The organism is Duganella zoogloeoides (assembly GCF_034479515.1).
Taxonomy (GTDB): Bacteria; Pseudomonadota; Gammaproteobacteria; order Burkholderiales; family Burkholderiaceae_D; genus Rugamonas; species Rugamonas zoogloeoides.
The window spans coordinates 3,089,516-3,115,762 of sequence record NZ_CP140152.1 but is presented as its reverse complement, the minus strand read 5'-3'; the positions used below and the strand labels follow the sequence as shown (position 1 = coordinate 3,115,762).

Genomic DNA, 26,247 nt, shown 5'->3' with positions numbered 1-26,247 from the left:
TATTCCTATGACGCACGGGCGGCAATTTTCCTACCCGGTGTGGCGCACGAAATATTTTTCACAAATTTCATAGGATTGCGTTTTCTCACCCGTCATACTCAGGTACAACAAGGGAATTACGCTCATGAATCCGGATGTCGTAGATTGGGTTACATCAAACTTTCTGCCTTTTGAGGCGGAGTTGCGCGTCATTCTGCGTCGGGTTTGCCAGGGAAGTGCCGAAGTGGATGACGTCGTGCAAGAGGTTTATTACAAGGTACTGGTGCTCGACGGCGTGGCGCATATCCGCGAGCCGCGCGCCTTCCTGGTGCGCACGGCCAAGAATATTGTCATCGACCGGCTGCGGCGCGAGGCCATCGTCAACATCGAATCGATGGCCAGCCTCGACGAGCTGGAAGTGGAAGATGTCAGCGCTTCGCCGGAACGGGTGGCGCAAGGGCGCTCCGAACTGAAATGGGTGATCGGCCTGATCGCCAATTTGCCCGACCGTTGCAAGGAAGTGTTCCGTGCGCGCCGCATTTACGGGCTGTCGCAGAACGAGACCGCGCAAACCCTGGGTATTTCGGAAGGCATCGTGGAGCAGGAGACCATGAAGGGCATGAACCTGATTGCCGACATGATCGCCCGCGTCGGCGTCCATCACGACGCCGGCACCACCAACGTTGCGGTTCGCGCAAGAAAGAAAAAAAATGTCCACCATTGATCAGCAGGCGATGGCCTGGATGCTGCGCGCCGAGCAAGGCAAGCTCGATGATGCGGAACAGCAGGCGTTCGACGCCTGGTTCGGCGCCGACGTCCGCCACCAGGGCGCCTACCTGCGCGCCACCGCCATCAACAACGCGCTGTCGCGCGCCACGGTGCAGGAATCGTTGCGGCCTGCGCCCGAGCGGCTGCGCACGGAATGGGCGGGTGCGTCCTGGCGCCAGGCGCCGCCGCGCCGGGCCTGGCTGGCAGCCGGTGCGCTGGCGGCCGGTGCGGCATTCTTCGGGCTTGGCACCTGGTTTACCGCTGCGCCGGCCCCCACCGTGCTGGCCACGGCCCTTGGGGAAGTGCGGCGGGTGCCGCTGGCTGACCACTCGGTCGCCAGCATCAACAGCGACAGCGTGGTGGAAGTGCGGCTCGATCCGGCATCGCGCCAGGTGGCGCTGCAGCGCGGCGAAGCGTGGTTCGAGGTCGCCAAGGACAAGGCGCGGCCGTTCGTGGTGGCGGCGGGCGATGCCAAAGTGCGCGCCGTGGGCACCGCGTTTGGCGTGCGCCGCCACGCGGGCGGTGCGGAAGTGCTGGTCACCGAAGGTACGGTGGAAATCACCGGTGCGGCCGGCGCGGGCCGGCAATTGCTTACGGCCGGCCAGAGTGCGTTCATCCCCGTGCACGGTGGCGCCATCGCGGTGGCCTGGCGTCCCGACGACATGGCCCGCCGGCTGGCCTGGCGCGAAGGCAAGCTGGTGTTCAAAGACCAGAAGCTGGCCGACGCCGTGGCCGACTTCAACCGCTACAGCCTGAAGAAAATCGTCATCGATGATCCGCGCCTGGCCACGCGCACGCTGGTGGGCCAGTACCAGATCGACGCGCCCGAACTGTTCGCGCGCGACGTGGGCGCGTTTCTCGCGGTGCCGGTCCGGATCACGGCGGACCGGATTGCCATCGGCGCTGCGCCGGGCGTTGTGCGTTAATATGAGGAAAGCTGGAAAGGCAGTGGCAGGTAGCAGGACCATATAAAAACAGAGGGGACACGCAAGATGCTGGTTCGTCATGGCGTTGGCGCAGGTATGGTTGCGGTGGCGGCGGGAGCGATGGTGGTGGCGCAACCGGCGCAGGCGCAGCAACAGTTGGCAGTTCAGGAACAGGAGCGGCAGCAGGGCAGGGAAGGTAAAAGAACATTCGACATTGCGGCCGGCTCCGCAGCCGAGGCGGTGGCGGCGTTCGCGCGCCAGGCGCAAGTCAATGTGCTGGCCTCGGGCGAGCAGCTGGCCGGACGGCGCACCGGCGCGGTCAAGGGAGCGTACAGCATCGATGGCGCGCTGGCGCAGCTGCTGGCCGGTTCCGGGCTGGCCGGAAAAACCATGCCCAGCGGCGCGATTTTCATCACGCCGGAGGCGCCGGTGCGCAGCAGCCAGCCCACGACACCATTGCCGGCGCCACCTTCCGCAGCGGCCGATCCCGCGCGTGCGCCGGCTGCCGGCGACGTGGCCCCGGTGGTGGTCATTTCCGGCACCCGGCTGGCGATCGCGTCGGCCATCGATTTGAAAAAAAATGCCGCCACGGTCACCGATTCGATCGTGGCCGAGGACGTTGGTCAGTTTCCCGATAAAAATGTAGGCGAGGCGTTATCACGCATGACCGGGGTGCAGATCTCCAGCGACTTTGGCGAGGGCAACCAGATCTCGATTCGCGGCGTGCAGCCGGACCTCAATCGTATCGAGATCAACGGCGCCTCGGTCCTGTCCACGGCCGACGGCACGCGCGCGCCCGACTTGCGCGAGCTGCCGTCCGAGCTGATCAAGTCGATCGAGGTGGTCAAGGGCGTCACCGCCGACCTGACCGAGGGCGGCATCGGCGGCACCGTCCTGATCCGCACCAACCGGCCGCTGGACTTCAAGAAATTCACGTTCGCCAGCACCGTGGCCGCCGAGCAGAACAGCCTGCGCGGAGGCGTGCAACCGCGCGCAAACCTGCTGATTGCCGACCAGTTTTTCGACCGCCGCCTGGGGCTGATGGCCAACCTGGTGCACGACAAGGTGCTCACCCAAGCGGATCGCGTGCGCAACAGCGGCTGGCGTTTTCTACGCGACTGGGACCTGTCGCCGGAAAAAACCGTCCCGTCGCTCAATCCGGCTGCGGCTGCCGTCCTCGATCGCGCAGGCTGCACGGCGCTGGCCAGCCTCGACCGCACCGACTGCGAGCGCCAGTGGTACGACTACAGCCCCAGCAACCCGCGCTACGGCATCTTGCGGCGCGACCATGCGCGCACCACCGGCGAGCTTACCGCGCAGGTCAAGTTCAGCAATGCGCTGACCGGTTACGTCTCTTACCAGCGCTTTCGGCAAGCGTCGCGCCTGCACGACCTCAACTACGCCGCCGACCTGACCTCCGCCGACCGGCTGTCCGGCGCCGGCGCCTTGCCGACGTACGATGCGAACGGCGTACCGGCGGGCGGCGCGTGCGTGGCGCCGTCGCTGGCCGCCACGCCGGCCGGGGTGGTGGTCACCAATCACCATGTGACGCAATACGTGGTGGGCGACTGCCTGTCACTCAGCGGGCGCGGCGGCAGCAATGCATTCAGCATCGAAGCGCGCGACTTCGTCCAGCGCGTGGACAATTACTACCGCACGGCAGGCCTTACCTGGCGCCGGGATGGGTGGGACATCGATGCCATGCTCACCAGCGCCGACGGCCGTTACCGCAACGACAGCAATTACCTGGGTTTGCTGATGAACGCGCCGGGCCTGCAAGTCAATCTCGATAGCCGGGGTTTTCCGCACTTTACGTTTCCCGCCAATGGCGGACCGGACAACCTGTCCGCGTACACGCAGGTGCAGTTCACCTACAACCCGGTGGAGATCGACAACAGCGAAGACCAGTTGCGGCTCCACCTCCGCTACCGCCCGCAATGGCCGCTGATCGAGCGCGTGGCGTTTGGCGTGCAGGGACGGCGCCAGGCCACGCAGCGCTACGCCAACGGCGGTTACGTCCTCGGTGCCGGCAGCGACCTGGCGGGCGCCGGCGACGACCTGGCCGTGCAGTCGTCCAACGTGCGCTATACCTGGAACTACGACCCGCTCAATCCTGCCGGCGCGCTGCGTCCACCGGTCGTGCAAAGCTTCGTGGACGCCAACAACGAAGAGCGCTGGGTGACGGGCGCGCAGATGCGTGCGCTGGTTGGCGCGGTGCGCGGCGTCTCGCCCGATTTCCTGGCGGGGGCTGGCCTGGATGGCTTTCCCTCGAACTGGGCCAGTGCCAGTTACAGCGCGGCGGCGCCGTTTTTCGACACGTCCGGTTTTACCCACGACCGCGTGCGCCAGGCGCCGGGCAGCGATGGCGCCATCCATCCGCAGATTCCCACCTACCAGGTGGCGGAGCGCACCCGCGCGGCCTACGTGCGCGCCGATTACAGCACCGCCTGGTTCGGCCATGCGCTCGAAGGCAACCTGGGGCTGCGCTACGCCGGCACCCGCACCCGCTCGCTGGGGCGCCAGCGCCTGTTCGTGCGCACCGAACGCGCGGCCGGCAGCGCCGCGTACGACGACCGCCTGCTGGGCACCGCCATCGTCGCGCGGGAAAGCCGCTACCACGACTTTTTACCGAGCGCCAACGCGGTGCTGTGGTTGCGTCCCGAAACGCTGTTGCTGCGCGCCGGCTATGGCAAAGTGATGGCGCGTCCCAGCCTCGAGCGCCTCAGCCCCAACATCACCTGCGTGATCGACAGCGGCAAGCCGCAGTTCGGCGGCGACGGCGTGGACAAATGCACGGCTGGCAATCCGGGCCTTCAACCGTACCGCGCCACCAGCACCGACCTGTCGCTGGAATGGTATCCGGGGCAGGGCAACCAGGTGAGCCTGGCGTACTTTCGCAAGGATATCGACACGGCGATCCGCACCGGCGCCGTGGTGCGCACCGACCTGCTGCAGGACGGCACCCTGTTCGACGTCACGACTACCGTCAACACCCGTGGCGCCACCACCAAGGGTATCGAGTTGGCGGTACGCACGGCGCTGTCGTTCCTGCCCGCGCCGCTCGACGGCTTCGGCATCGACGCCAATTTTACGCGCATGGGTTACGCCTATGCGCCGGGCACGGCGCTGGTCAATTCGCTCGACGGCAGCGAATTGCCGTTCCCCGGCATGTCGCGCACGGCCCGCAACCTGGCGCTGTGGTACGAGCGCGGCCCGGTCAATGCGCGCGTGGTCTACAACCGGCGCAGCGGTTATTACACCGGTAGCAACGACACCAACAGCGGCAACCCCCTGTTCGTGGAGGCTGCCGGCTTTCTCGACTTCAAGCTGCAACTGCACCTCACCGCGCGCCTGTCGTTCGCCTTCGAAGCGAAGAACCTTACCGATGCGCACACGCTGACCACGGCCGGCGCCATTACCCGCCCCAATGAATACTCGTGGAGCGGGCGCCGCTATTTTCTGAGCGCCGGCTACGCCTTCTGATCAATTCCCTGATTACTTGAACATCCGCATCCATTTGGGCTAGGAAAGTTTTTTCGGACCCGTCATCCAGATGAGGGCATCGAAAGACCAATGCCCGCAGCCCCGGTGGGGCACGTAGCTCAAGCCCGGCAGCAGCCGTAGCGGCGGCACGCTCGAATAAAATCAGGAGACCATCAAATGCTCGACTCTTCATTGCACGGCGCACCTCCGCGCCGCACCCGTTGCGCCCTGGCCGTGGCGGCCGTCTTGTCCACCTTGTGCGGGTATCCCGTGGCACATGCGCAGCAAGCGCCGGCGGCACAGCCCGCTGCCGAACCGCAGAACGTGGTCGTGGTATCCGGCACCCGGCAGTCGGTCAGCTCGGCCATCGAGCGCAAGAAAGGTGCCGGTACCGTCAGCGATTCGATCGTGGCCGAGGACATTGGCCAATTCCCCGATAAAAACGTCGGTGAGGCATTGTCGCGCATCACCGGCGTGCAACTGTCGCGCGATTTCGGTGAAGGCAGCCAGATCGCCATCCGTGGCGTGGAGCCGGATTTGAACCGGGTGGAAATCAACGGCCTGTCGGTGCTGAGCACCAATAACACGGCCGGGCGGGGCGCCGAGCTGCGCGAGCTGCCGGCCGAACTGATCAAATCGATCGACGTCTTCAAGGGCATCACCGCCGACATGACCGAAGGCGGCATCGGCGGCACCGTCAGCGTCAAAACCAACAAGCCGCTCGATTTCAAAAAGCTGACCGTCGCCACCAATATCTCGGCGCAAAAGAACACGCTGCGCGACGGCGCCCAGCCGCGCGCCAGTTTGCTGATTGCCGACCGCTTTTTTGAAGGCAAGCTGGGCTTGATGGCCAATATGACCTACGACAAGGTGCACACCCAGGGCGATACCGTGCGCAACACCGGCTGGCGCTTCCTGCGCGACTGGGATTTCTCGCCCGAAAAAACCGTGACGTCGATGAACGGCGCCGCTGCCGGCGTGGGCACCAAGGCCGGCTGCGCGGCGTTGACGGCCGCGGCCGACCGCACCGAGTGCGAGCGCCAGTGGTTCGACTACTCGCCGTCGGTGCCGCGCTACGTGATCGGCACCCGCTCGCATGAACGCAAGTCCGGCGAATTCACCGCGCAATACAAATTCAGCGACAGCTTCAACGCGTTTGCCAGCTACCAGCGCAACAAGCAGGATGCGCGCTACCAGGACTTCACGTACGGCACCGATTTTGCCGATGTCAATCGCCTGGCCACGGCCGGCCGCGCACCGGTCTATGCCGCCAACGGCACCGTGACCACCGCCGGCACCTGCAACGCCGCACCCACCACGTCCACCCCGGCCGGCATGGTCGTCACCAACCACCACGTGACCGAATACGTGGTCGGCGACTGCATGGCGATTTCGGGCCGGGGCGGCTACGGCGCCTTTTCCACCAGCGCGCGCGACTTCATCCAGAAGAACGACGCCCAGTACCGCTCCACCGGCTTCAACTACCGCAAGGGCAGCTGGGACGTGGAAGCGCTGCTGGCCAAGAGCGAATCGGCCTACACCAACGACAGCAACTACCTCGGCCTGGTGCAAAGCGCGCCTGGCCTGAAGGTCACGCTCGATGGCGACGGCCGCCCGCACTTCACGTTCCCGGCCGGCTGGGACCCGAACAGCGCCAGTTCGTACACCCGCGCCGAACTCAACTACCGTCCCACCGAGTCGGAAAGCAAGGAAGACCAGGTCAAGCTCGACCTGCGCTACCGCACCAATCTGCCGTTCATCAACAAGATCTCGTTTGGCGGCCAGGGCCGCAAGACCCGCATGTTCCAGTACAACGGCGGCGGCTACCTGATCGACAACGGCGCCAACCTGGCCAGCACCGCCGACGACCTCGATGTGAAGACGGCCAATGTCACCCAGGTATGGAACTGGGACCCGCTGTACACCGGCACGGTGCAGCGTCCGGCCGTTACCCAGAGCTTTATCAACAGCAATAACTCGGAAATCTGGGTAGGCCCGCAGCAGATGCGGCAACTGGTCGAAGCGGTGCGCTCGCAATCGCCGGACTTTCTCAACGGTTCCGGCATCGGCGGCTACCCGGCCAACTGGCTGGCGCCCAACTATGCGGCCGGCACCCAGTTCTTCGACACGTCGCGCTTCAACCACGACGACGTGCGCCAGGCGCTGGGCCGCGACGGTAAACTCTACCCGCAGATTCCGGCCTACGATACCAGCGAGCGGATCCGCTCGGCTTACCTGCGGCTCGATTTCGATCACACGTTGTTTGGGTACGAAATCGACGGTAACGTGGGCTTGCGCTACTCCGGCACCCGCACCAGCTCGACCGGGGTGCAGCAATACCGCCGCCGCGTGGCCCGCGACGCCACCAGCGCTGCATACGACGACCGCATCCTCGCCAACACCATCGTCACCAAGGACAACAAGTACAACGACTACCTGCCGAGTTTTAACGCCGCCACCTGGCTGGTGCCGGACCAGCTGACGGTACGTATCGGTTACGGCAAGGTGATGTCGCGTCCCGCCATCGACAAGCTGGCGCCGGCCATCAACTGCCTGGAAGGCAGCGGCGATACCCGCTTTGGCGGCGACGGCACCGACGATTGCACGGCCGGCAATCCCGACCTCAAACCGTACCGCGCAGCCAACAAGGACCTGTCGATCGAGTGGTACCCGAACCGCGACAGCCAGCTGAGCCTGGCGTACTTCCGCAAGGATATCCAGACGTCGATACAGCCGAACGTCACCGTGCGCAAGGACCTGTTTGGCGACGGCAAGCTGTGGGACGTGCGTACCACCGTCAACTTCGAAGGCGCCACCACCAAGGGTATCGAGCTGGCCGGCCGCACCGCGCTGACGTTCCTGCCGGGCTTCCTGAGCGGCTTTGGCGTCGATGCCAATTACACGCGCATGACGTATTCGTATGCCCGTGGCGCCGAGCTGCTGAACACGCTCGATGGCACCCAGCTGTCGTTCCCCGGCATGTCGAAAAACAGCTACAACGCGTCGATCTGGTACGACCGCGACAAGCTCAACGCGCGCCTGGCCTATAACTACCGCAGCAGCTATTACACGGGCGGTAACGATGTGAATACCGGCAACCCGGTATTCATGAACGCCAGCGGCTATCTCGACGCCAAGATCCAGTACCGCGTCACGCCCCAGTTGACGTTTTCGATCGAAGCGAAAAACCTGACCGACGAAATATCGCAAACCACGGCCGGCGGCGAAATGCGCAAGAACGATCTCGGCTGGAACGGTCGCCGGTACTACGCGGGCGTGGGTTACAAATTCTGATTTATCCAGTGGTACTCCGAAGTGTCTGTGTTGTCCCTTCTCCCGCACACGGTCGTGTGCGGGATTTTTTTCCTGATTCGCGACGAAATTCATGAACCGAAAACCACTGAGCATGCTGCTGGCCGCACTGGGCCTGGCAACCGCACTGGGCGCTGCTGCCCAACCGATTCCACATTTAAAAAAACATGGCACGGCCACCCACCTGGTGGTCGATGGCAAGCCGCTGCTGATCCTCGGCGGCGAGCTCGGTAACTCCACCGCCTCCGACCTCAAGTACCTGGAACGCCAGTGGCCGGTGCTCAAGACCATCGGCATCAACACGGTGCTGGCGCCGGTCGAGTGGGACCAGATCGAACAGCAGCAGGGCGTGTACGACTTCAAGCCGCTCGAAGGCATGATCCGCCAGGCCGAGGCCAACCAGATGAAGGTGGTGCTGCTGTGGTTTGGCGCGTGGAAAAATTCGACGTCGTCGTACACGCCGCCGTATATCAAGCACGACTACCAGACCTATTCCAAGACGCAAGATAACAAGGGCGTGCCGCAAGACATCCTGAGCCCTTACGACCCGGACACTTTAAAAGCTGACCAGCGCGCGTTTGCCGCGCTGATGGCGCATCTGAAAACATTCGACAAGCGCCACACCGTGGTGATGGTGCAGGTGGAAAACGAAATCGGCATGCTGCCCGTGGTGCGCGATTACAGCCCGCAGGCGCAGCAGGCATACAAGGGCCAGGTGCCCAAGGCCCTGCTCGATTACCTGCAACAGCACAAGGCCACGCTGCACCCGTACGTGCGCGACGTGTGGGCCGCCAAGGATTACCAGACTGCCGGCACCTGGTCGCAGGTGTTCGGCGACAGCACCGAGGCGCAGGAAATCTTCCAGGCCTGGGGTTTTACCGAGTTTGCCAATGAACTCACGCGTGCCGGCAAGGCGGCCTACAACCTGCCGATGTATGTCAACGTGGCCCTCAACAGCCCCGAGCAAAAGGCGGGCGAGTACCCGAGCGGCGGCCCGCTGCCGCACCTGTTCGATATCTGGAAGGCGGGCGGACCCGATATCGACCTGATCGGCATGGACGTGTATTACCCGAACTATACCGAGTGGGCCGACAAGTTCAAGCGCCCCGACAACCCGGTGTTCGTGCCGGAAGCGAACCAAGCCGGCAAGACCGACGCCGGCGCCAACGCCTTTTACACGCTGGGTGAGCTGGAAGGCATCGGCTTCGGGCCGTTCGCCATTGAACTGCTGCCCAATCCGGCCACCGATCCGCTGACCGACGCCTACCGCGTGCTGCGCCAGGTGGCGCCGCTGGTGCTGGCCAACCAGGGCCAGGGCACCATGCGCGGCTTCAAGGCGCCGCTGAGCGCGACCGGCGTGGTCGATGAAACTCCGCGCACGTTCGAGCTGGGCGGCTACAAGCTGAACGTCTCGATGGTGGACCCGCGCACGCCGAAAAACACCCAGGACATCGCCGCCCATGGCGGCCTGATCATCGCCACCGGCAAGGACGAGTTCCTGGTGGCGGGGCGCGGCGTGGTGGTGCGGTTTGCCGACGCCGACGACAAGTCGGGCTACCGGGTGGGCCTGGAACAGGTGATCGACGGCGAGTTCGTCGATGGCAAATGGGTACCAGGCCGCTGGCTCAACGGCGACGAAAGCGGCCAGGGCCGCTACCTGCGCCTGCCGCCGAACAAGTTCGGCATCCAGAAAGTGAAAGTGTATCGCTACAAATGAACATACGCACAAATTTTCTTTCCGCCAGCGCTGCGCTTCTGTCGTTGGGACTGCTATTTTCCCCCGCGTCCCACGCCCAGCAGGCGACTTCCCGCGCCGACTGGGCCGGCCAGGGCCAGCTGTTCGTGGGCACCTGCTACCAGCCGGTGGACCGCACCCCGGCGCAGATCACGCAGGACATCGCCCACATGAAGCAGGCAGGCCTGACCATCGTGCGCATGGGCGACCTGTCGTGGGATTACTTCGAACCGGCCAACGGCAAATTTACCTTTGCCGCGTTCGACAGCGTGATGGACCAGATGCACGCGGCCGGCATCAAGGTGCTGTTCGACCTCGGCGGCTCACCCGCACCGCAATGGCTGCACTACCAGTACCCTGGTGTGACGCTGGTGCAGGAAGATGGCAGCAAGCTGTATCCGGCCGAGCGCTACATGGACAACATCCTTGACCCCGACTACCGGCGCCTGCTGCACCGCTTTGCCGACAAGCTGCTGGCGCGCTACGGCAAGCATCCGGCCGTGGTCGCCATCGGCTTCAACAACGAGATCGGCAACGGCTATATGTCGTTTTCGGAACCGGTGCGCCAGCGCTTCATCGGCTGGCTCAAGACCAAGTACGGCAGCCTCGACAAGCTGAACCACGCCTGGGCCGCGCAGCGCTGGTCGCGCACCATCAGCGACTGGGACCAGGTGCGCCTGCCCAGCGTGGCCGGTGTGGGTCCCAACGAGCGCTACCTCGACCTGCGCCGCTTCTGGTCCGACGCCACGCTGGCCGTGCTCGATGACCTTGAAGCGCTGCGCAAACGCCATGCGCCCGCCAAGCCGGCAATCTCGAACCTGTTTAGCGACGCCGGCCGGCGCGGCTTCGACTATTTGTCCACGTACCGCCGCTACACCACGCATGGCGCGTTCGGTTATTACGCCGGCAACGTGATTGCCGGCGCGTTCGAAACCATGATGATGAAGGGCGGCATGACCGCGCCCGTGTGGTTCAACGAATTCCAGGCCGGTAACTTCGGCTTTTACGGCGAAAAAGGCCGCTCGCGCATGCTGATGTATTTCGGCTTGCTCAACGGCGGCCAGGGCATGCTGGCCTGGAACTACAACAGCCACCTCGGTGGCGAGGAGCAGATCATTTTCGGCCTGATCGACCACAACGACAAGCCGTCGTGGAAGCTGGCCGAGTGGGGCGCCACGGCGCGCGAATTCCAGACCATGCAGCAACTGGGCTTTCCGCGCGAACTGAAACCCGAAGTGGCGCTGTCGTATTCTTGGGAATCGCGGCAGGCGGCCAGCCGGCAAGCCGAGGGCGTGCGCCTGAACAAGTACTACGGCACGCCGTACCGCGACCACAAGTACGGCGCCTTCTCGCCGCTGTACAACGACAACCTCGACGTCGCGGTGATCAATATCGCCCACGAAGACCTGACGCGCTACAAGCTGCTGGTGATTGCCGGCGAATACCTGATGGACCAGGCCGCCACCGACGCGGTACGCAAGTACGTGGCCCAGGGCGGCACGGTGGTGATGACCGCGCAGTCGGATAAAACCGATGGCAACAACCAGTGGCACAGCACCGATTTGCCGGGCCAACTGGCCGACGTCTTCGGCCTGACCACCCAGGCGTTTTACCAGCACACCAAGCCGCTTACCGGCACCATCGACGGCGTGCCGTTCAAGACGTCGCTTAACCTGTACGAGGTGCTGGAACCGACTACCGCGCAGGTACTGGCGCGCTTCGACCAGTTTGACCAGGGCGACCAGGGCAGCAGCGCCGGCCAGGCGCTGCCGGTCATCACGTCCAACCAGTACGGCAAGGGCAGGGCGATCTATGTTGCCACGCTGGCGCAGCCGTCGGTGCTGCAGCCACTGTACCGCCAGCTGTACCGCGAACTGGGCATCGTGCGCGGACCGGTCACGCCCGAAGGCGTGTATGCCCGCGTCGTCGATGGCCGCACGCTGTATGTCAACACCACCCGCAACCCGGTCGACGTTGCCGTCGACGGTCACAAGAACGGCATTCTTACCGGAAAAAGCTGGAACGCCAGGCTGCAACTGCCGCCGCTGGGCGTGGAGGTGCTGCAATGAACCAGGAAACTGTGATGAAACCTGTCGCCCGGGTGGCCAGCGCCTTGCTGCTGGTTTTGGCCTGGTCCGGCACCGCCACGCCGGCAATCGCCTGGCACGCGGCAGCGGTGGCGGTCACTGAGCCACTGACCGCCGAGCGCGGCAACCGGGCAGCCGCGGCGCCGTCCGACGGTCAGCTAGCCGCCGTGCCGAACGACGACCACGCGGCCGTGCAACTGGCGGCAGCGCAGCTGGCAGTGGTCAATGCCGAAGCCGCGTACGGCAACCTGGCACTGCCGGCCAGCCTGCACGGCGCAGCCATTTCCTGGACCTCGGACCACCCGGCGCTGGTGACCGCCAGCGGCGAGGTGACCCGGCCGCCAGGGCGCGACGCCAGCACGGTGCTGCGTGCCACGCTGCGCAAGGGCGCTGCCACGGCCAGCCGCGACGTGGCGGTGCGCGTGGTGAAAAAATTCGACAAGGCGGCCGATGCCGCTTACCTGTTCGTGCACTTCACGTTCACCGAGGAAAAAATTCACTTCAGCCTGTCGAAGGGGAACAGTGCGCTCGACTGGCGCAGCCTGAACCACGGCAAGCCGGTGTTTACGTCCACCATCGGCACGACCGGCCTGCGCGATCCGTACATCGTGCGTTCGCCCGATGGCGACACGTTTTATCTGATGGCCACCGACCTCAAATGGTTCAAAGGCGACAAGGGCCCGGACCGCAAGCGCTACATCCAGGTCTGGGAATCGCACGACCTGGTCAACTGGTCGGCCCAGCGCGACGTGCTGGTGGCGCCGCCCGAGGTGCAGAACACGTACGCGCCGGAAGCGGTGTGGGATGATTCGATCGGCGCCTACGTGGTGTTCTGGACGTCCAAGATTGGCAGCAACGATTACTTCACGCCCATGTACGCCACCACGCGCGACTTTGTCACGTTTACCGAAGCGCAAGTGTGGCAGCCCGGCGAGTGGCGCATCGATTCCACCGTCAACAAGGTGGGCGACTGGTACTACCGTTACACCAAGTCGATCGACCAGGCCCATGCCAACTGCCACGACATCGTGGCCGAGCGCTCGAAAAATCTGCGGGCGCCGCGCGCGCAGTGGCAGAAGGTGACCTCGTGCACGGGCGCGAAGGCAGGGGTGTCGGAATCGGAAGCGCCGCTGGCGTTCAAGTCCAATCCGGGCGACATCCATGGCGATTATTACTACCTGTGGATGGAGCGCTGGATTCCGAACAAGACCTATGTTGCGCTGCGTACCAGGGACGTGGCGCAACCGCAGTGGGAGCAGGTGCCGGTGAACTTCCCCGACCCGCTGCCCAAGCATGGCGCGATCCTGCCGATTACCGCTGCCGAGGCGCGGGCGCTCGACGCGGCTTACCCCTCCACAGCAGCAAAATAAGAAAGGTTGTACAAGATGATGACGATGAATCATGCGGCACGGCGCCGCGTAGCGTGGGCAGCACTGGGCGCTGCGGCACTGTGGACGCTGGCGGCCGGCGCGCATGCCGCGCCGCGCTGGATGGAAGCGCTGGACCGCGGCGCAGTGGCGGTACCGGCCAGGGAGGGCGGCAACCTCGTGACCTGGCGCTTGCTGGGCAACGACGCCCAGGCCACCGCATTCGACGTGTACCGCGACGGCAAGAAGATCACGGCCAGGCCGCTGACCGGCGGCACCAATTATGTCGACCAGGCAGGCACGCCGCAATCGATCTACGCGGTGCATGCCGTCGTGCGGGGCAAGGACGTGGGCGCCAGCAAGCCGGCCATCGTGTGGAACGAAGGCTACCTGAGCGTGCCGATCGAGCAACCGCCGGCTGGCGTCACGCCCAGCGGCGAGGCTTATCACTACACCGCGCACGAAGCCAGCGTGGCCGACCTCGACGGCGACGGCCGCTACGAAATCATCCTGAAATGGGACCCGGTCAACAGCGCCGACGCCAAGGTCACGTATGCGTCCAACGCCAGGGATAATGCCTTCGATGGCTACACCGGCCCCGCGTACCTCGACGCTTACACGCTGGACGGCAAGCGCCTGTGGCGCATCAATCTCGGAAAAAACATCCGCGCCGGCGCCCACTACACGCAATTCCAGGTGTACGACTACGACGGCGACGGCGTCGCCGAACTGGCCGTGCGCACCAGCGACGGCACCATCGACGGGACCGGCAAGGTGCTCGGCGACGCCCATGCCGACTGGCGCGAAAAGGGCGGCGAAGTGCCGTCGACCGACCGCACCGGCGGCAAGGTACTGGCCGACGGCACCATGGTGGCGCCGCTGCAGGGCCGTATCCTGAAAGGCCCGGAATTTCTCACCATCTTCGACGGCCGCACCGGCCGCGCGCTGGCCAGCGAACCGTACTGGCCGGCACGCCATCCTGAAACCGATGCGCCGACTGCAGCCCAGTTCAAGGACACCTGGGGCGACGGCTACGGCAACCGCTCCGACCGTTTCCTGGCCGGCACCGCGTACCTCGATGGCCAGCGCCCCAGCATCGTCATGGCGCGCGGCTACTACGGCCGCAGCACGCTTGCCGCCTGGGACTGGCGCGACGGCAAGCTGACCCGCCGCTGGACCTTCGACAGCGCCCAGCCGGGTAACGAAAAATTCGGCGGTCAGGGCAACCACCAGTTGAGCGTGGCGGACGTCGATGGCGACGGCAGGGATGAAATCATCTACGGCTCGATGGCAATCGACGACAACGGCAAGGGCCTGTGGAGTTCCGGCCTCAAGCATGGCGATGCGATGGCCGTGAGCGACCTCGATCCCGCCCGTCCGGGACTGGAAAAATTCGGCGCCCACGAAGAGATCAAGCACAACGGCGGCATCGGTTCGGCCATGCTGGACGCGCGCACCGGCGCAATCCTGTGGAGCACCAGGGCGGACAAGGATACGGGCCGCGCCGTCACTGCCGACATCGATCCGCGCTTCCCAGGTTCCGAGGCATGGGCCAGCAACAGCGACATCCTGTACACGGCGCAGGGCAAGCCGATCGAAGGTGTCAAGCACCCGCGCGAGCTGAGCTTCGTGATGTGGTGGGACGGCGACGACCTGCGCGAGCTGTTCGACAAGAACCGCATCACCAAGTGGGACTGGCTCACCGGCAAGTCGCACAACCTGCTGGAAGCGACCGGCGCGACGCAGACTGGCGGCACCAAGAATATCCCGACCCTGTCAGCGGACCTTTTCGGCGACTGGCGCGAGGAAGTGATCCTGCATACGCCCGACGAGAAATTCCTGCGCATCTACACCACGCCGTATCCGACCGAACGGCGGCTGGTGACCTTGATGCACGACCCGCAATACCGCGTGGCCGTGGCGTGGCAAAACACGGCGTACAACCAGCCGCCGTACCCGAGCTACTTTATCGGCCACGAAATGCAGACGCCGCCGGCACCGGATATCGTGGTGCGCAAGGCCGCACAATAAGAACGCTGCCCCGCGCACGTACGGGTCAGCTTTATCTGCAGGCGGGCCCGCGCTGGCAGCCGCGGCGGCTACAAAGCGCGACTGCGGCGCCTCGGATCGCGACGCGCGCAAAGTTGCGAAACCACCTGCGGACGGGCTATCGACGGCCCGTCTGTCCCCGGCTACCGCGCGCGATTTCAGCCGTGACCAGGCTGGCCAGTCGCGCCAGGATTTCCTTTTGCGCGGCGTCCAGCTGGCGCGGCTCGGTATCGATCACGCACAGTGAACCGAGCGCATAGCCCTGGTCGTCGGTGACCGGCGTGCCGGCATAAAAGCGGAAATGCGGCGCACCTTTGACGGCCGGGTTGTTGGCAAAGCGCGGATCGGCCTGCAAGTCCGGGAACTCCTGGAAGCCCGATTCCAGCACCGTGTAATTACAGAACGCCCAGCTGCGCGGCGTGTCTGGCATCTCCAGCCCCACCTTCGATTTGAACCACTGGCGGTCTTCGTTCAGCACGGTAATCAGTGCGACCGGCGCACCAAGGCTCAATGCGGCAATCTGCGTCAGGTGGTCCAGCGCTGCCTCGCTGGCGCTGTCGAGCAGGCCGGAGCGGTGCACGGCCAGCAGCCGGCGTGGTTCGTTGGCGGCGACCGGGAAGGGCGCCTCGCGCAGCGCGGCCGGCAGCGGTTGCACCCGCAACGGTTGCAGTTGCGTATGTCGCGTCAGTTCTTCGCCCAGATTGTCGGTGGCCGGTTGCAGGTGGATGACCGTGGCTGGAAAGTCGGGCGCTGCTTGCGGTGCGGCCGACGCGATCACGATTTGCAGCCGGCTCAACAGGGCGATACCGCGCAGCGTCGCAAGAAAATTGTCTGGCAGCGCGTGCAGGTCTTGCGCCTCGATGATCAGCACATCCGGCACGGTGGCGCCGAGCATGACGGCAGCGGTGACCGGATCGGCGGCCAGGCTGACGTCGGTGACGTCCAGCGTGGCCAGCGCGTGCGACCAGGCGCTGTGACGCCCACTTGGCGCCAGCACCAGCACCCGACGCGGCTTGACCACGATGTCGTCGCTGCGGTGCAGGACGGCGACCACGTCCTCCTCGAACATGCGGCGGTGCCCGCCCGGCGTTTTCCACGTCGGGATTACGCCACTTTCCGTCCATAGCTGGGCCGTACGCGGCGAAACGCCGAGGATTTTGGCCGCCTGCGCCGTGGTGATGATGGAACTTTTGCTGAGCGAACTTTTCATTGCCGTAAGTATAGCGCACGCCAATGCCGGTCCGACTCATCCATCCGAAACATGAGAAACAACTCGCCTAAATCGGCAAAATCGGTATAATCGGCAATATACGCAAAAATAGAAATGCGTAAATGCGCGTCGTCCACGCATTCGACGGCGTTTCAACTACTCAACCAGTTCCTCGACAATGAACAACATTCAACTCAATCAACACGATTTCGCGGCTGCCGTCCGCGCCAACCAGGCTGCGCTGCGTGGCGCCCTCGCAGCCAGTTATGACTTCATCGTTTGCGGCGCCGGTTCCTCGGGCTCGGTGGTGGCCGCGCGCCTGGCCGAAAATCCCGAAGTACGCGTGCTGCTGCTGGAGGCCGGCGGCGACGACGAAGTGGCCAGCGTGATTGAACCGGCGCAATGGCCGCTCAATCTGAACACCGAGCGCGACTGGGGTTTTGTCGCGCAACCGAACCGCCACCTGAACGGCCGCGCGATTCCGATGAACATGGGCAAGGTGCTGGGCGGCGGGTCCAGCATCAACGTCATGCTGTGGGCGCGCGGCCACCGCGCTGACTGGGATTATTTTGCTGCCGAAGCGGGAGACGCTGCGTGGAACTACGCGTCCGTGCTCAAGATTTACCAGCGCATCGAAGACTGGCACGGCCCGGCCGATCCCGAGCGCCGGGGCACTGGCGGCCCGGTGTACGTGGCCCCGGCGCACCAGCCCAAGCCGGCCGCCACCGTGATGCTCGACGCCGCGCGTTCGCTGGGCGTGCCCACCTTCGACAGCCCCAATGGCGCCATGATGGAAGGCCATGGCGGCGCAGCCATCAACGACCTGCGCATCCGCGATGGCAAGCGGCTGTCGGTGTTCCGCTCCTACACCTATCCGCGCATGGCGCAGCCCAACCTCACCGTGCTGACCGGCGCGCTGGTGTCGCGGCTCACGTTCGAGAACAACCGGGTGACCGGGGTGGAAGTGCTGCTCGATGGCGAACCGCGCTTGTTCGGCGCCGCGCGCGAGGTGGTGCTGTCGCTGGGCGCGGTCAACACGCCCAAGCTGCTGATGCAGTCCGGGATCGGGCCCGAGCAGGAACTGCGGCGCCATGGTATTCCGGTGCGCCAGCACCTGGCGGGGGTAGGGCAGAACCACCAGGACCACGTGTCGTTCGGCTGCATCTGGGAATACAAGGCGCCGCAGGAAGTGGGCAACGGCGGGTCGGAAGCCACGCTGTACTGGAAAAGCGATGCCGCGCTCGATGCGCCCGACATGCTGCACTGCCAGGTCGAATTCCCGGTGCCCAGCGCGGAAAACGCCGGCCCGCACGTGCCGCAGCACGGCTGGACCATGTTTGCCGGCCTGGCCCATCCGAAAAGCCGGGGGCAGGTGCTGCTGTCCGGTCGGCAGCCGACCGACACCGCCGTCATCCACGCCAACACGCTGGGTGACCCCGATGATGTGAAGGCAGCGCTGCGTTCGGTGGAAATGTGCCGCGAACTGGGCAATGCCGCCGCGTTCCGGCCGCTGGTCGAGCGCGAATCCATGCCCGGCCAACTGGCGCCGCAAGACATGGAAAACTGGCTGCGCAACAGCGCCGTCACCTACTGGCACCAGTCGTGCACCGCCAAGATGGGGCGCGACGAACTGTCGGTGGTGAACGCCGACCTGCAGGTGTATGGGATTGCCCGCCTGCGCATTGCCGACGCCTCGATCATGCCGCGCATTACAACCGGTAACACCATGGCGCCCTGCGTGGTGATCGGCGAGCGTGCGGCCGATCTCATCAAGGCAGATTACGGCATTTGAAACTCGGCCTGATTATCAACTTGAAGTTGAAAGAGCAGTGATCAACCACTGTTTCGCCATGCAGTCGGCACGCCTACGATGACGGTTCTCTTTCAACGTCAAGGAAAACAGCATGAACACCGACTTCGCAGGCAAACGCGTTTTGATCACCGGCGGCACCAAGGGTATGGGTGCGGCCACCCTGGCATTGATGCACGAGCGGGGCGCCGCCATCGCCACCACGGCCCGCTCCCCCGCGCCGCACCTGCCGGCCGGCGTGCACCTGATCCAGGCCGATACCGGTACCCGGGAAGGCATCGCCACCGTCATCGAGCAGGCGCAGCGCCTGCTCGGTGGCGTCGATATCCTGATCAACAACGTCGGTGGTTCCGGTGCGCCCGGGGGCGGCGCGCTGGCGCTCGATGACGATGCCTGGCAGCAGGCGCTCAACGACAACCTGCTGGCGGCAGTGCGGCTCGACCGCGCGCTGTTGCCGGCGATGGTGGCGCAGCACTACGGCGTGATCATCCATATCTCGTCGATCCAGCGCATGCTGCCGCTTTACGACTCCACGCTGGCGTACGCTGCCGCCAAGGCAGCGCTCAGCACTTACAGCAAGGGCTTGTCGAAGGAATTCGGCCCGCGCGGCGTCCGTATCAACACCGTCTCGCCAGGCTTCATCGAGACCGCGGCCGCGCAGACGTTCATCCGCCGGCTGGCCGAGCACGACCAGGTCAGCGAGGAAGAGTCGCGCCAGCGCGTGATGACGTCGCTGGGCGGAATTCCGATCGGCCGCCCCGGCAAGCCGGAAGAGGTGGCCGAACTGGTGGCGTTCCTCGCCTCGGACCGCGCTGCGGCTATCCATGGCGCCGAGCACGTGATCGACGGCGGCACCGTCCCCACCGTTTAAGCGAGCCACGCAAAATAAATTAAAAATAACTTGTGCACTATTAAATTGCGCACTATTATAAATACATAGCGCACTACTTAATTCATCCCTACTTCACTCTTACCTGAAGGAACACCATCATGAAACGCTCGCTGATCGCCGCCGCCCTGTTTGCCACCACCGCCTTCGCCAACGCTGCCGATGTACCCGCCGCCGCTGCCGACACTACCATCGTGCTGGTGCATGGCGCCTTTGCCGATGGCTCCAGCTGGGACAAGGTGATTCCCCTGCTGCACGCCAAGGGTTACAAGGTGGTGGCCGTGCAAAATCCGCTCAGCTCGCTGGCTGACGATGTCGCTGCCACCAAGCGCGTGGTCGATGCGCAAACCGGCAAGGTGGTATTGGTCGGCCACTCGTGGGGCGGCACCGTGATCACGGAAGCGGGTACCAGCGACAAGATCAAGGCGCTGGTCTATGTGGCGGCATTTGCGCCATCGGAAGGGGAGGCCAGCGGCAACCTGGGCAAGGACTACGCCGTGCCGCCTGGCGTGCCAACCCTGCAACAGGACGCCACCGGCTACCTGTGGCTGCCGGCCGACTCGGTGGCGAAAAACTTTGCCCAGGACGTGCCGGCCGCCACCGCCCGCACGATCGCCGCCACCCAGGGCCCGATTGCCGCCAAGGCCTTTGCCGACACTACCACCGTGGCAGCCTGGAAGAACAAGGCCAACTACTACATCGTGGCCGACCAGGACCGCATGATCGCGCCGGAATTGCAGCAGGCGTTCGCCAAAAAAATCAACGCAGTCACCACCACGCTGCCGACCAGCCACGTGCCGATGGTGTCGCAACCGGCCAAGGTGGCGGACGTGATCATTGCGGCTGCGCGGCGGTAATGCTAACTGGCGGTAGACGCGGCCACGGGCGGCGCCGGTGTTCGCGTGACCAGCCATATGCCGCCGCACACCAGCAGCAAGGCGGCCAGGTTTTTCCACTCGAGGATGGTTTCGTTGAGGAACAGGGCCGACAGGGCGGAGCCGAAGACGGGAACCAGGAAGGCAAAGACGCTGATTTTGCCCACCGGGTTGTATTTAAGGAGCAGGCTCCACACGGTAAACGCCACGGCGGACAGTAGCGCCAGGTACACCAGCAGCGCGGTCGATGCCGGCGTCATGGCGCCGACGGTGCCGCCGGTCACGTAGCCGCCCACCAGCAAGGCCAGGCCGCCGATGGCCAGTTGCCAGCCGGTCATCACCATCGCATCCATGTGGTTGGAAACATATTTGCCGTAGATCGACGCTGCCGACAGCACGAACGCGGCAATGACAATGAAGCCCTCGCCGAGCAGCGACGGCGGCGCTGTCAGCGGACCGCCGCCGGCATTGACCGCCAGCACGCCGGCAAAGCCCAGCAGGCAACCCACGCTCTTGCGCGGCGACAGCTTGTCGTTCCGGTACACAAAGTGCGCGAGCAGCACGCTGAAGAAGGTCGTGGTTGCATTCAGAATCGATGCGCGCACCCCGGTCGTGTAAGCGAGACCGATGTAGAAGAACACATATTGCAGTCCGGTTTGCGCGATGCCGAGGGCGGCCAGCTGGCCGAACTGGCGCCGGTCCAGCCGCAGCACGGGTTTGCGCATGCACACTGCTAGCACCAGCAGGACCACGCCGGCGAGCAGGAAGCGATAGCCGGCAAAAATGAGCTTGGATGGCACGTCGTGCCGGGCGATGCCGAGCATGTCGTATCCGCTCTTGATCGCCGGGAAGGAACTGCCCCACAAGATGCAGCAGAGGGTAGCCAGAGCCAGCACCATTGCCGGGTTGGAGAAAAACTGTGGGCCGTACGGTGATGCTGCTTTGCTCATTCGATTGCTTGTTGAACGGTGACGAAAGCGTGCGATGATACGTTAGATTCGCTTGTTCCGTATCTGGTCGGCCTGCTATCGCTGGTTCAAGCCCGACAATTCCAGCATGGCCCCAAGTCCATTCCGCCCAGAACTCCGTTAAGATAACGCCACTCGACAAATAAGGGCAGGGCGCTGATGGACCAGGACGCGGAACACACTCTCACCTCGCTGCTGTCGTCGCTGACGGGCAGTGCGCAGCGCATGCTGACGTTCACGGTGCTGTGGCACCCGGAGCTGGCGCGCGTGGGCGAGCAGGCGTTTGCCAGTCCGGGTTCGCGCCAGATCGCCCTCAACCGTTTCGCGCCGCTGTTCGGCCGTCCCGGCGGCACGCCGCTGGGCCTGGGCGACCGCCGCATCGCCCGTGATCCCGTCATGCTGCTGCGCGACGCCGCCGACCAGGTCACCATCGTCACGCCGCAAAGCCGCATGAGCATCGGTGTCGATGGCGAGACGCTGGCGGGCGGGGCCACGCTTTCAATGGCGGCGGTCGAACGCGGCGTGGTGCTGGCCCTCGGCGGCTGCGTTTTGCTGTGCATGCACTGGAGCGACCAGTTGCCACGCCTGAACAGCAGCAAGACCTTGCTCGGCGTGAGCGGCGCGGTGCTGCGCCTGCACGAATCGATCCGGCAGGCGGCCGGCACCTTGCTGCCCGTACTGCTGCTCGGTGAAACCGGTACCGGCAAGGAACTGGTGGCGCAAGCCATCCACGCCGGCAGTCCGCGCCGCGACCGCCCGCTGGTGGCGGTCAACATGGCCACCTTGAGCGAGACGCTGGCCGCAGCCGACATGTTCGGCGCTGTCAAGGGCGCCTATACCGGCGCCGACAGCGCGCGGCGCGGCTGGTTTGCCGAAGCGGGCGACGGCAGCCTGTTCCTGGACGAAATTGGCGACACCCCCGGCACGGTCCAGCCGATGCTGCTGCGGGTGCTGGAAACCGGCACCTACCGGCCGCTGGGCGCCGCTGCCGACGTCAGGAGCGGTGCGCGCGTGATCGCCGCCACCGACCAGGACCTCGGACACGGATACAACCAGGCGCTGTTGCGCCGCCTCGAGGGGTTCGTGATCCACCTGCCGCCGTTGCGGGCGCGGCGCGAAGATATCGGCCTGCTGATCCGCCACTTCATCATGCAGTGGGAAAACGCCGGCAACGCGCCGGCGGAGCTGCCGACCACGCTGATCGACGCGCTGTGCCGCTACGATTGGCCCGGCAATGTGCGCCAACTGGCGATGGTGGTGCGGCGGGCGCTGATTGCGGCCGTGGACGGGCCTGCCCCCGCGTTCGAGGTATTGGTGCCGGAAGTGGAGCAGCCGCCACAGCCTTCGAATGTCGCCGGGCGTCTGCCAGTCGGTGGCGTAGCGCCCGACGATGCGGTGCGCAAGGTCACGCGGCGCGCCAAGCTGTCCGAGCTCGATCACGATGCCGTACTCGCTGCGCTGGAAGATAATGGCTGGCAGGTGGGCGCGGCGGCGCTGGCGCTGGGCGTGTCGCGGCCGTCCATGTACAAGTTGATCGACGATCATCCGGACATTCGCCCGGCGGTGGCGATTCCGCTGGCCGAACTGCAAAGCGCGGTCGGCGCCTGCGGCGACGACGTGGTGCTGTGCGCGCAGATGCTGAAAACGCCGAGTGAAGCATTGAGGCGGCACCTGCGCGGGGTAGGGCTGCTCGCTTAGGGGAAGCGGGGCAGCGTTGGCATGGTGCCGACGCCGCCGACCTCGGCCTCGGGATCGAAACTGAACACCCGCACTTCATCGACTTCGCCGACGCCGCGCACGATGCGTACGGTCAGTACCATGGACAGTTCCCACAGGCCCGGGCTGTAAGCAACGTCGAGCGTTTGTTTCCAGTTCTGCGTCAGCTCGAAGTAATTCTCTTCGTCGACGGTGATGTGGGTCGAGAAGTCCAGCGCCAGCGGGTAGCTCGCGCTCAGCGCTTGCGAGAACGGCGATGGGGGCGCGTACTCGGTGCGCACGCCCTTGTCGCGGCGCACCACTTGCGGCTTGGTGATGATGGTGCAATCGAGGATCTGGAACGACACGAAACCAGGTTTTTTATCGACCTTGTCGCCGCCGCCGACCACCTGTACCGTGACCTGCTCCCCAGCTTTGAAATACAGTGCGTTGGCGTAGCCGCCACGGCGCGGGTTGGGATCGGGTTCCGGCGGGAACAGCGGATCGGGCAGCAGGCGGTAGGACAGCTGGCCGGATTGCTGATCGACATCGAAGCGGACTTCAAGTATCAGCCGCGCTGGTGGTTGTGGAATGGTCGGGGTATCGCTCATCGTAGTTTTTCCTCAATGGTGGTGGTGTAACGGGGATCGCGCCGCAGCGCGATAAGGTCGGGCTCCGCCTCGAGCAGCTTGAGTGGGTAGCCCAATTGCCTGGCACGGGCGAGATGGGCGAGCGCCTGGTCGCGCCGGCCCGTGAGTTCGTTGGCGATGGCGGCGCGGAAGCGCACATCCGGACTGTCCGGTTCCTGGCGCAGGCTGCGGTCGATCCAGGTCAGTGCCGCAGCATCCCTCACTCGCGCGGCGTACAGGCCCATGCGGCTGAGGTAGGCGCCATTGGCGGGATGCCGCTCGACCAGGGGCGCCAACAGGCGCGCGGCGCGCTGGTAAGCGTTGCGCGCTTCTTCCGCACGGCCTGGTATCCAGTTCAGGCTATCGGCCAGGTTGGCCCATTTCAGGTAGTCGTTGGGACTGCCACGTGCGCTCGAGACGGCGTGTTCGAAAGCGCGCGCCGCCCCGGTGTAGTCGCCGCGCGTGAACAACGCGTTGCCCAGGTTGGTGTACAGCGCGCCGCTCGGGCGCACGCGCAGCCCCTGTTGCAGTACATGCAGCGCCTCATCAAGGCGGTCCTGGCGCATCAGTGCTGCGCTGAGGTTGGCGTACGCGCGCATGCCGTCCGGTTCCAGTTGCAAGCTGGTGCGAAACGCTTGCTCGGCGCGTGCGTAGTCGCCGCGCCGGTAGTGCATCGTGCCTTCGATGTCTGGAAACATGCGTTGCTTCGGCAGCTTTTTCCTGGCCATTTCCAGCAGCGCGCCCAGCGGCTCGTACCGTCGCAGGTCCAGCAATATATTGAGCTTGGCGTTCAGCGCTTGCAGATCGAGGGGATCGAGCGCCAGCGCGCGGTCGGCGGCGGCCAGTGCCGCTTCCTTGTCGCCGCCCAATGCCAGCGACCAGGCTTGCGCCACGTGCGCCAGCGCCAGGTGGTCGTCCTGCCTGAGCGCGGCCTGCGCGCCGGCTTTGGCAAAGCGCAGCCAGTTGTCATCGCGGCCGTCGCCAACGTAGCGCAGGCTGTAGGCGATCGAAGCGCCTGCGGCCGCGCCCGCATGATTCGGATTGCGTTCGAGGATGGTGTTAAAGCTCAGTAACGCTTGCTCCAGCGCACCATCGCGGTCGCCGTGGGCCAGTTTTTCCAGGCCGCTTTCCATGGCACGCGCCTCGGAATAGGGCGTCAGCGCGACGCCCAGGCGATCAAGCGGCAGCGATGGCCAGGCCAGTACCGTGGCCGCGACCGTGCCAGCCACCAGTATTGCAGCCGTCGGCCAGCGCCAACGTTGCCAGACCGGCCGGACCGGTGCGGCTGGCGCCGGCGCGAGGGCGAGCTCGTGATGTGCCGTGGTCGCCGGAAGCAGTTGCGACGTGGCGGCAGACAGCGGCTGCGCCATCTGCGGCGCTGACGGCTCGGTGATCGCCGGCGATGCGGGCTGCAATGCCGGCTGCAAAGTCAGCGCTGCCGGTGGCGCGCCATCGGCGCTGCGCAGCACCGCGATGCGTTCGCGCACGGCGTCCATTGTCGGCAGCCGCCGCGCCGGATCGTGCGCCGTCATGCGCCGCACCAGTTCGACCAGCGAACGGTCGGTGCTGGCCGGGAACGGCCAGCTTTCCGAAGTGGTATGCACATGGGCGGCGGCCAGGGCCAGTCCGTTGAGCGTGGCGAACGGCCGTTCGCCGACCAGGAACTCGTACAGCACCACGCCCAGTGCATAGATGTCGCTGCCGCGGCTGAGCGGGCAGCCCATCAGGCGTTCGGGCGCGGTATAGGCCACGGTGGCGCCATCGTCCTGGCCGGCGGTGAGATCGGTGGCCAGCGGATCGACCTTGCGCGCCAGGCCGAAATCGAGGATGCGCACCGCGCCCGAAGGCTCGAGCATCAGATTGGTCGGTTTCAGATCGCCGTGGATCAGGCCCGCGCCATGCGCTTCGGCCATGGCGTCGGCCACCTGGTCGATGATAGCGAGCGCCAACTCCACGTCGGGCGCCGCGCTGCCGATGTGCGCACTCAGGGTGGTACCGGGCACCAGTTCCATCACGATGCCCTGGATGTCGTTGCACTCCTGGAAAGCGAAGATCTTGACGAAGGCGCGGTGCCGCAGCGATGCCGCGCGGCGTGCTTCGTCGATCAGGGTATCGGGGCTGGCGTGGTGGTTGGCCGTCTTCAGGCACTTGAGGGCCACAGTTCGTTGCAGCGCCGGGTCCCACGCCCGGTACACGCGGCCGAAGCCGCCTTCGCCCAGGCTACCACGCAGCTCGTAGTCGCCGAACCGGTCCAACACCGCAGCTGAAATTTCTACCGAAATCATCGCAAACTCCTGTGACCGGGGGCGAGGGAAAGACTTGCCAAATGCATTAATGATTATCAATTGGCAATTGCTTGAAGTCAATGTTTAATTGTAACAATTGCGCTACGCGTTGCCATCTGGCGCCGGACTTATTTCAGCGCGGTTTGACATGTAAAAAGCGGTTGTTGACATGTAAAAAAG

Annotated in this window: 16 protein-coding genes; 12 read left to right on the top strand and 4 right to left on the bottom strand. The window is 65.0% G+C overall.

Going from position 1 to position 26,247, the window contains the following annotated elements:
• Positions 1-124 precede the first annotated feature (124 nt).
• The 8 genes from SR858_RS13720 to SR858_RS13685 all read left to right on the top strand — a co-directional run bounded on the left by SR858_RS13720 (position 125) and on the right by SR858_RS13685 (position 15,688).
• A complete protein-coding gene (locus tag SR858_RS13720) occupies positions 125-703 on the top strand; it encodes an RNA polymerase sigma factor (protein WP_084670162.1) in 579 nt (192 codons plus the stop codon).
• Complete coding sequence (locus SR858_RS13715; protein WP_019924311.1) at positions 690-1,673, top strand: FecR family protein; 984 nt, start codon at positions 690-692, stop codon at positions 1,671-1,673. Before SR858_RS13720 ends, SR858_RS13715 begins: the two co-directional genes overlap by 14 nt.
• Before the next feature lie 66 nt (positions 1,674-1,739).
• Entirely contained in the window at positions 1,740-5,156 is a 3,417-nt protein-coding gene (locus SR858_RS13710) for a TonB-dependent receptor (protein WP_154820123.1), read from the top strand.
• A 177-nt stretch (positions 5,157-5,333) separates the two neighbouring features.
• Positions 5,334-8,450, top strand: a complete 3,117-nt coding sequence (locus SR858_RS13705; RefSeq protein ID WP_019924313.1) for a TonB-dependent receptor — start codon at positions 5,334-5,336, stop codon at positions 8,448-8,450.
• Between the two features lie 91 nt (positions 8,451-8,541).
• On the top strand, positions 8,542-10,185 hold the full coding sequence (locus tag SR858_RS13700; protein ID WP_026637740.1) for a GH35 family beta-galactosidase: 1,644 nt from the start codon (positions 8,542-8,544) through the stop codon (positions 10,183-10,185).
• The gene (locus SR858_RS13695; protein WP_026637741.1) at positions 10,182-12,272 is read left to right on the top strand and encodes a beta-galactosidase; all 2,091 of its coding nucleotides are present in this window, start codon (positions 10,182-10,184) and stop codon (positions 12,270-12,272) included. Before SR858_RS13700 ends, SR858_RS13695 begins: the two co-directional genes overlap by 4 nt.
• Positions 12,273-12,286: 14 nt before the next feature.
• Positions 12,287-13,660: a glycoside hydrolase family 43 protein gene (locus SR858_RS13690; protein ID WP_322534595.1), complete on the top strand. Its 1,374-nt coding sequence runs from the start codon at positions 12,287-12,289 to the stop codon at positions 13,658-13,660.
• Positions 13,661-13,675: 15 nt separating this feature from the next.
• Positions 13,676-15,688 carry a rhamnogalacturonan lyase gene (locus tag SR858_RS13685; protein WP_040378161.1) on the top strand — a complete coding sequence of 671 codons (2,013 nt, stop codon included), beginning with the start codon at positions 13,676-13,678 and terminating at the stop codon, positions 15,686-15,688.
• A gap of 136 nt (positions 15,689-15,824) precedes the next feature.
• On the opposite strand, the gene SR858_RS13680 is transcribed toward SR858_RS13685, so the two are convergent.
• Positions 15,825-16,916 (bottom strand): GAF domain-containing protein, encoded by a 1,092-nt coding sequence (locus SR858_RS13680; protein WP_019924318.1) that lies wholly within the window; start codon positions 16,914-16,916, stop codon positions 15,825-15,827.
• Between the two features lie 178 nt (positions 16,917-17,094).
• Between SR858_RS13680 and SR858_RS13675 the strand changes: the two genes are divergently transcribed.
• From SR858_RS13675 to SR858_RS13665, 3 genes are all read left to right on the top strand, one after another.
• Positions 17,095-18,708: a GMC family oxidoreductase gene (locus SR858_RS13675; RefSeq protein ID WP_019924320.1), complete on the top strand. Its 1,614-nt coding sequence runs from the start codon at positions 17,095-17,097 to the stop codon at positions 18,706-18,708.
• Positions 18,709-18,820: 112 nt separating this feature from the next.
• Entirely contained in the window at positions 18,821-19,597 is a 777-nt protein-coding gene (locus tag SR858_RS13670; RefSeq protein ID WP_019924321.1) for an SDR family oxidoreductase, read from the top strand.
• A gap of 119 nt (positions 19,598-19,716) precedes the next feature.
• Positions 19,717-20,472 carry an alpha/beta fold hydrolase gene (locus SR858_RS13665; protein WP_019924322.1) on the top strand — a complete coding sequence of 252 codons (756 nt, stop codon included), beginning with the start codon at positions 19,717-19,719 and terminating at the stop codon, positions 20,470-20,472.
• Between the two features lie 2 nt (positions 20,473-20,474).
• Here the strand turns inward: SR858_RS13665 and SR858_RS13660 are convergent, their stop codons facing one another.
• Positions 20,475-21,440, bottom strand: coding sequence for a DMT family transporter (locus SR858_RS13660; protein ID WP_084670163.1), 966 nt, complete (start codon positions 21,438-21,440; stop codon positions 20,475-20,477).
• A gap of 177 nt (positions 21,441-21,617) precedes the next feature.
• On the opposite strand from SR858_RS13660, the gene SR858_RS13655 reads away from it, so the two are divergent.
• On the top strand, positions 21,618-23,156 hold the full coding sequence (locus SR858_RS13655; protein ID WP_019924325.1) for a sigma 54-interacting transcriptional regulator: 1,539 nt from the start codon (positions 21,618-21,620) through the stop codon (positions 23,154-23,156).
• Here SR858_RS13655 and SR858_RS13650 read toward each other — a convergent pair.
• A complete protein-coding gene (locus tag SR858_RS13650) occupies positions 23,153-23,764 on the bottom strand; it encodes a hypothetical protein (protein ID WP_019924326.1) in 612 nt (203 codons plus the stop codon). The genes SR858_RS13655 and SR858_RS13650 overlap by 4 nt on opposite strands.
• Entirely contained in the window at positions 23,761-26,067 is a 2,307-nt protein-coding gene (locus tag SR858_RS13645) for a serine/threonine-protein kinase (protein WP_026637742.1), read from the bottom strand. Before SR858_RS13645 ends, SR858_RS13650 begins: the two co-directional genes overlap by 4 nt.
• Positions 26,068-26,247 lie beyond the last annotated feature (180 nt).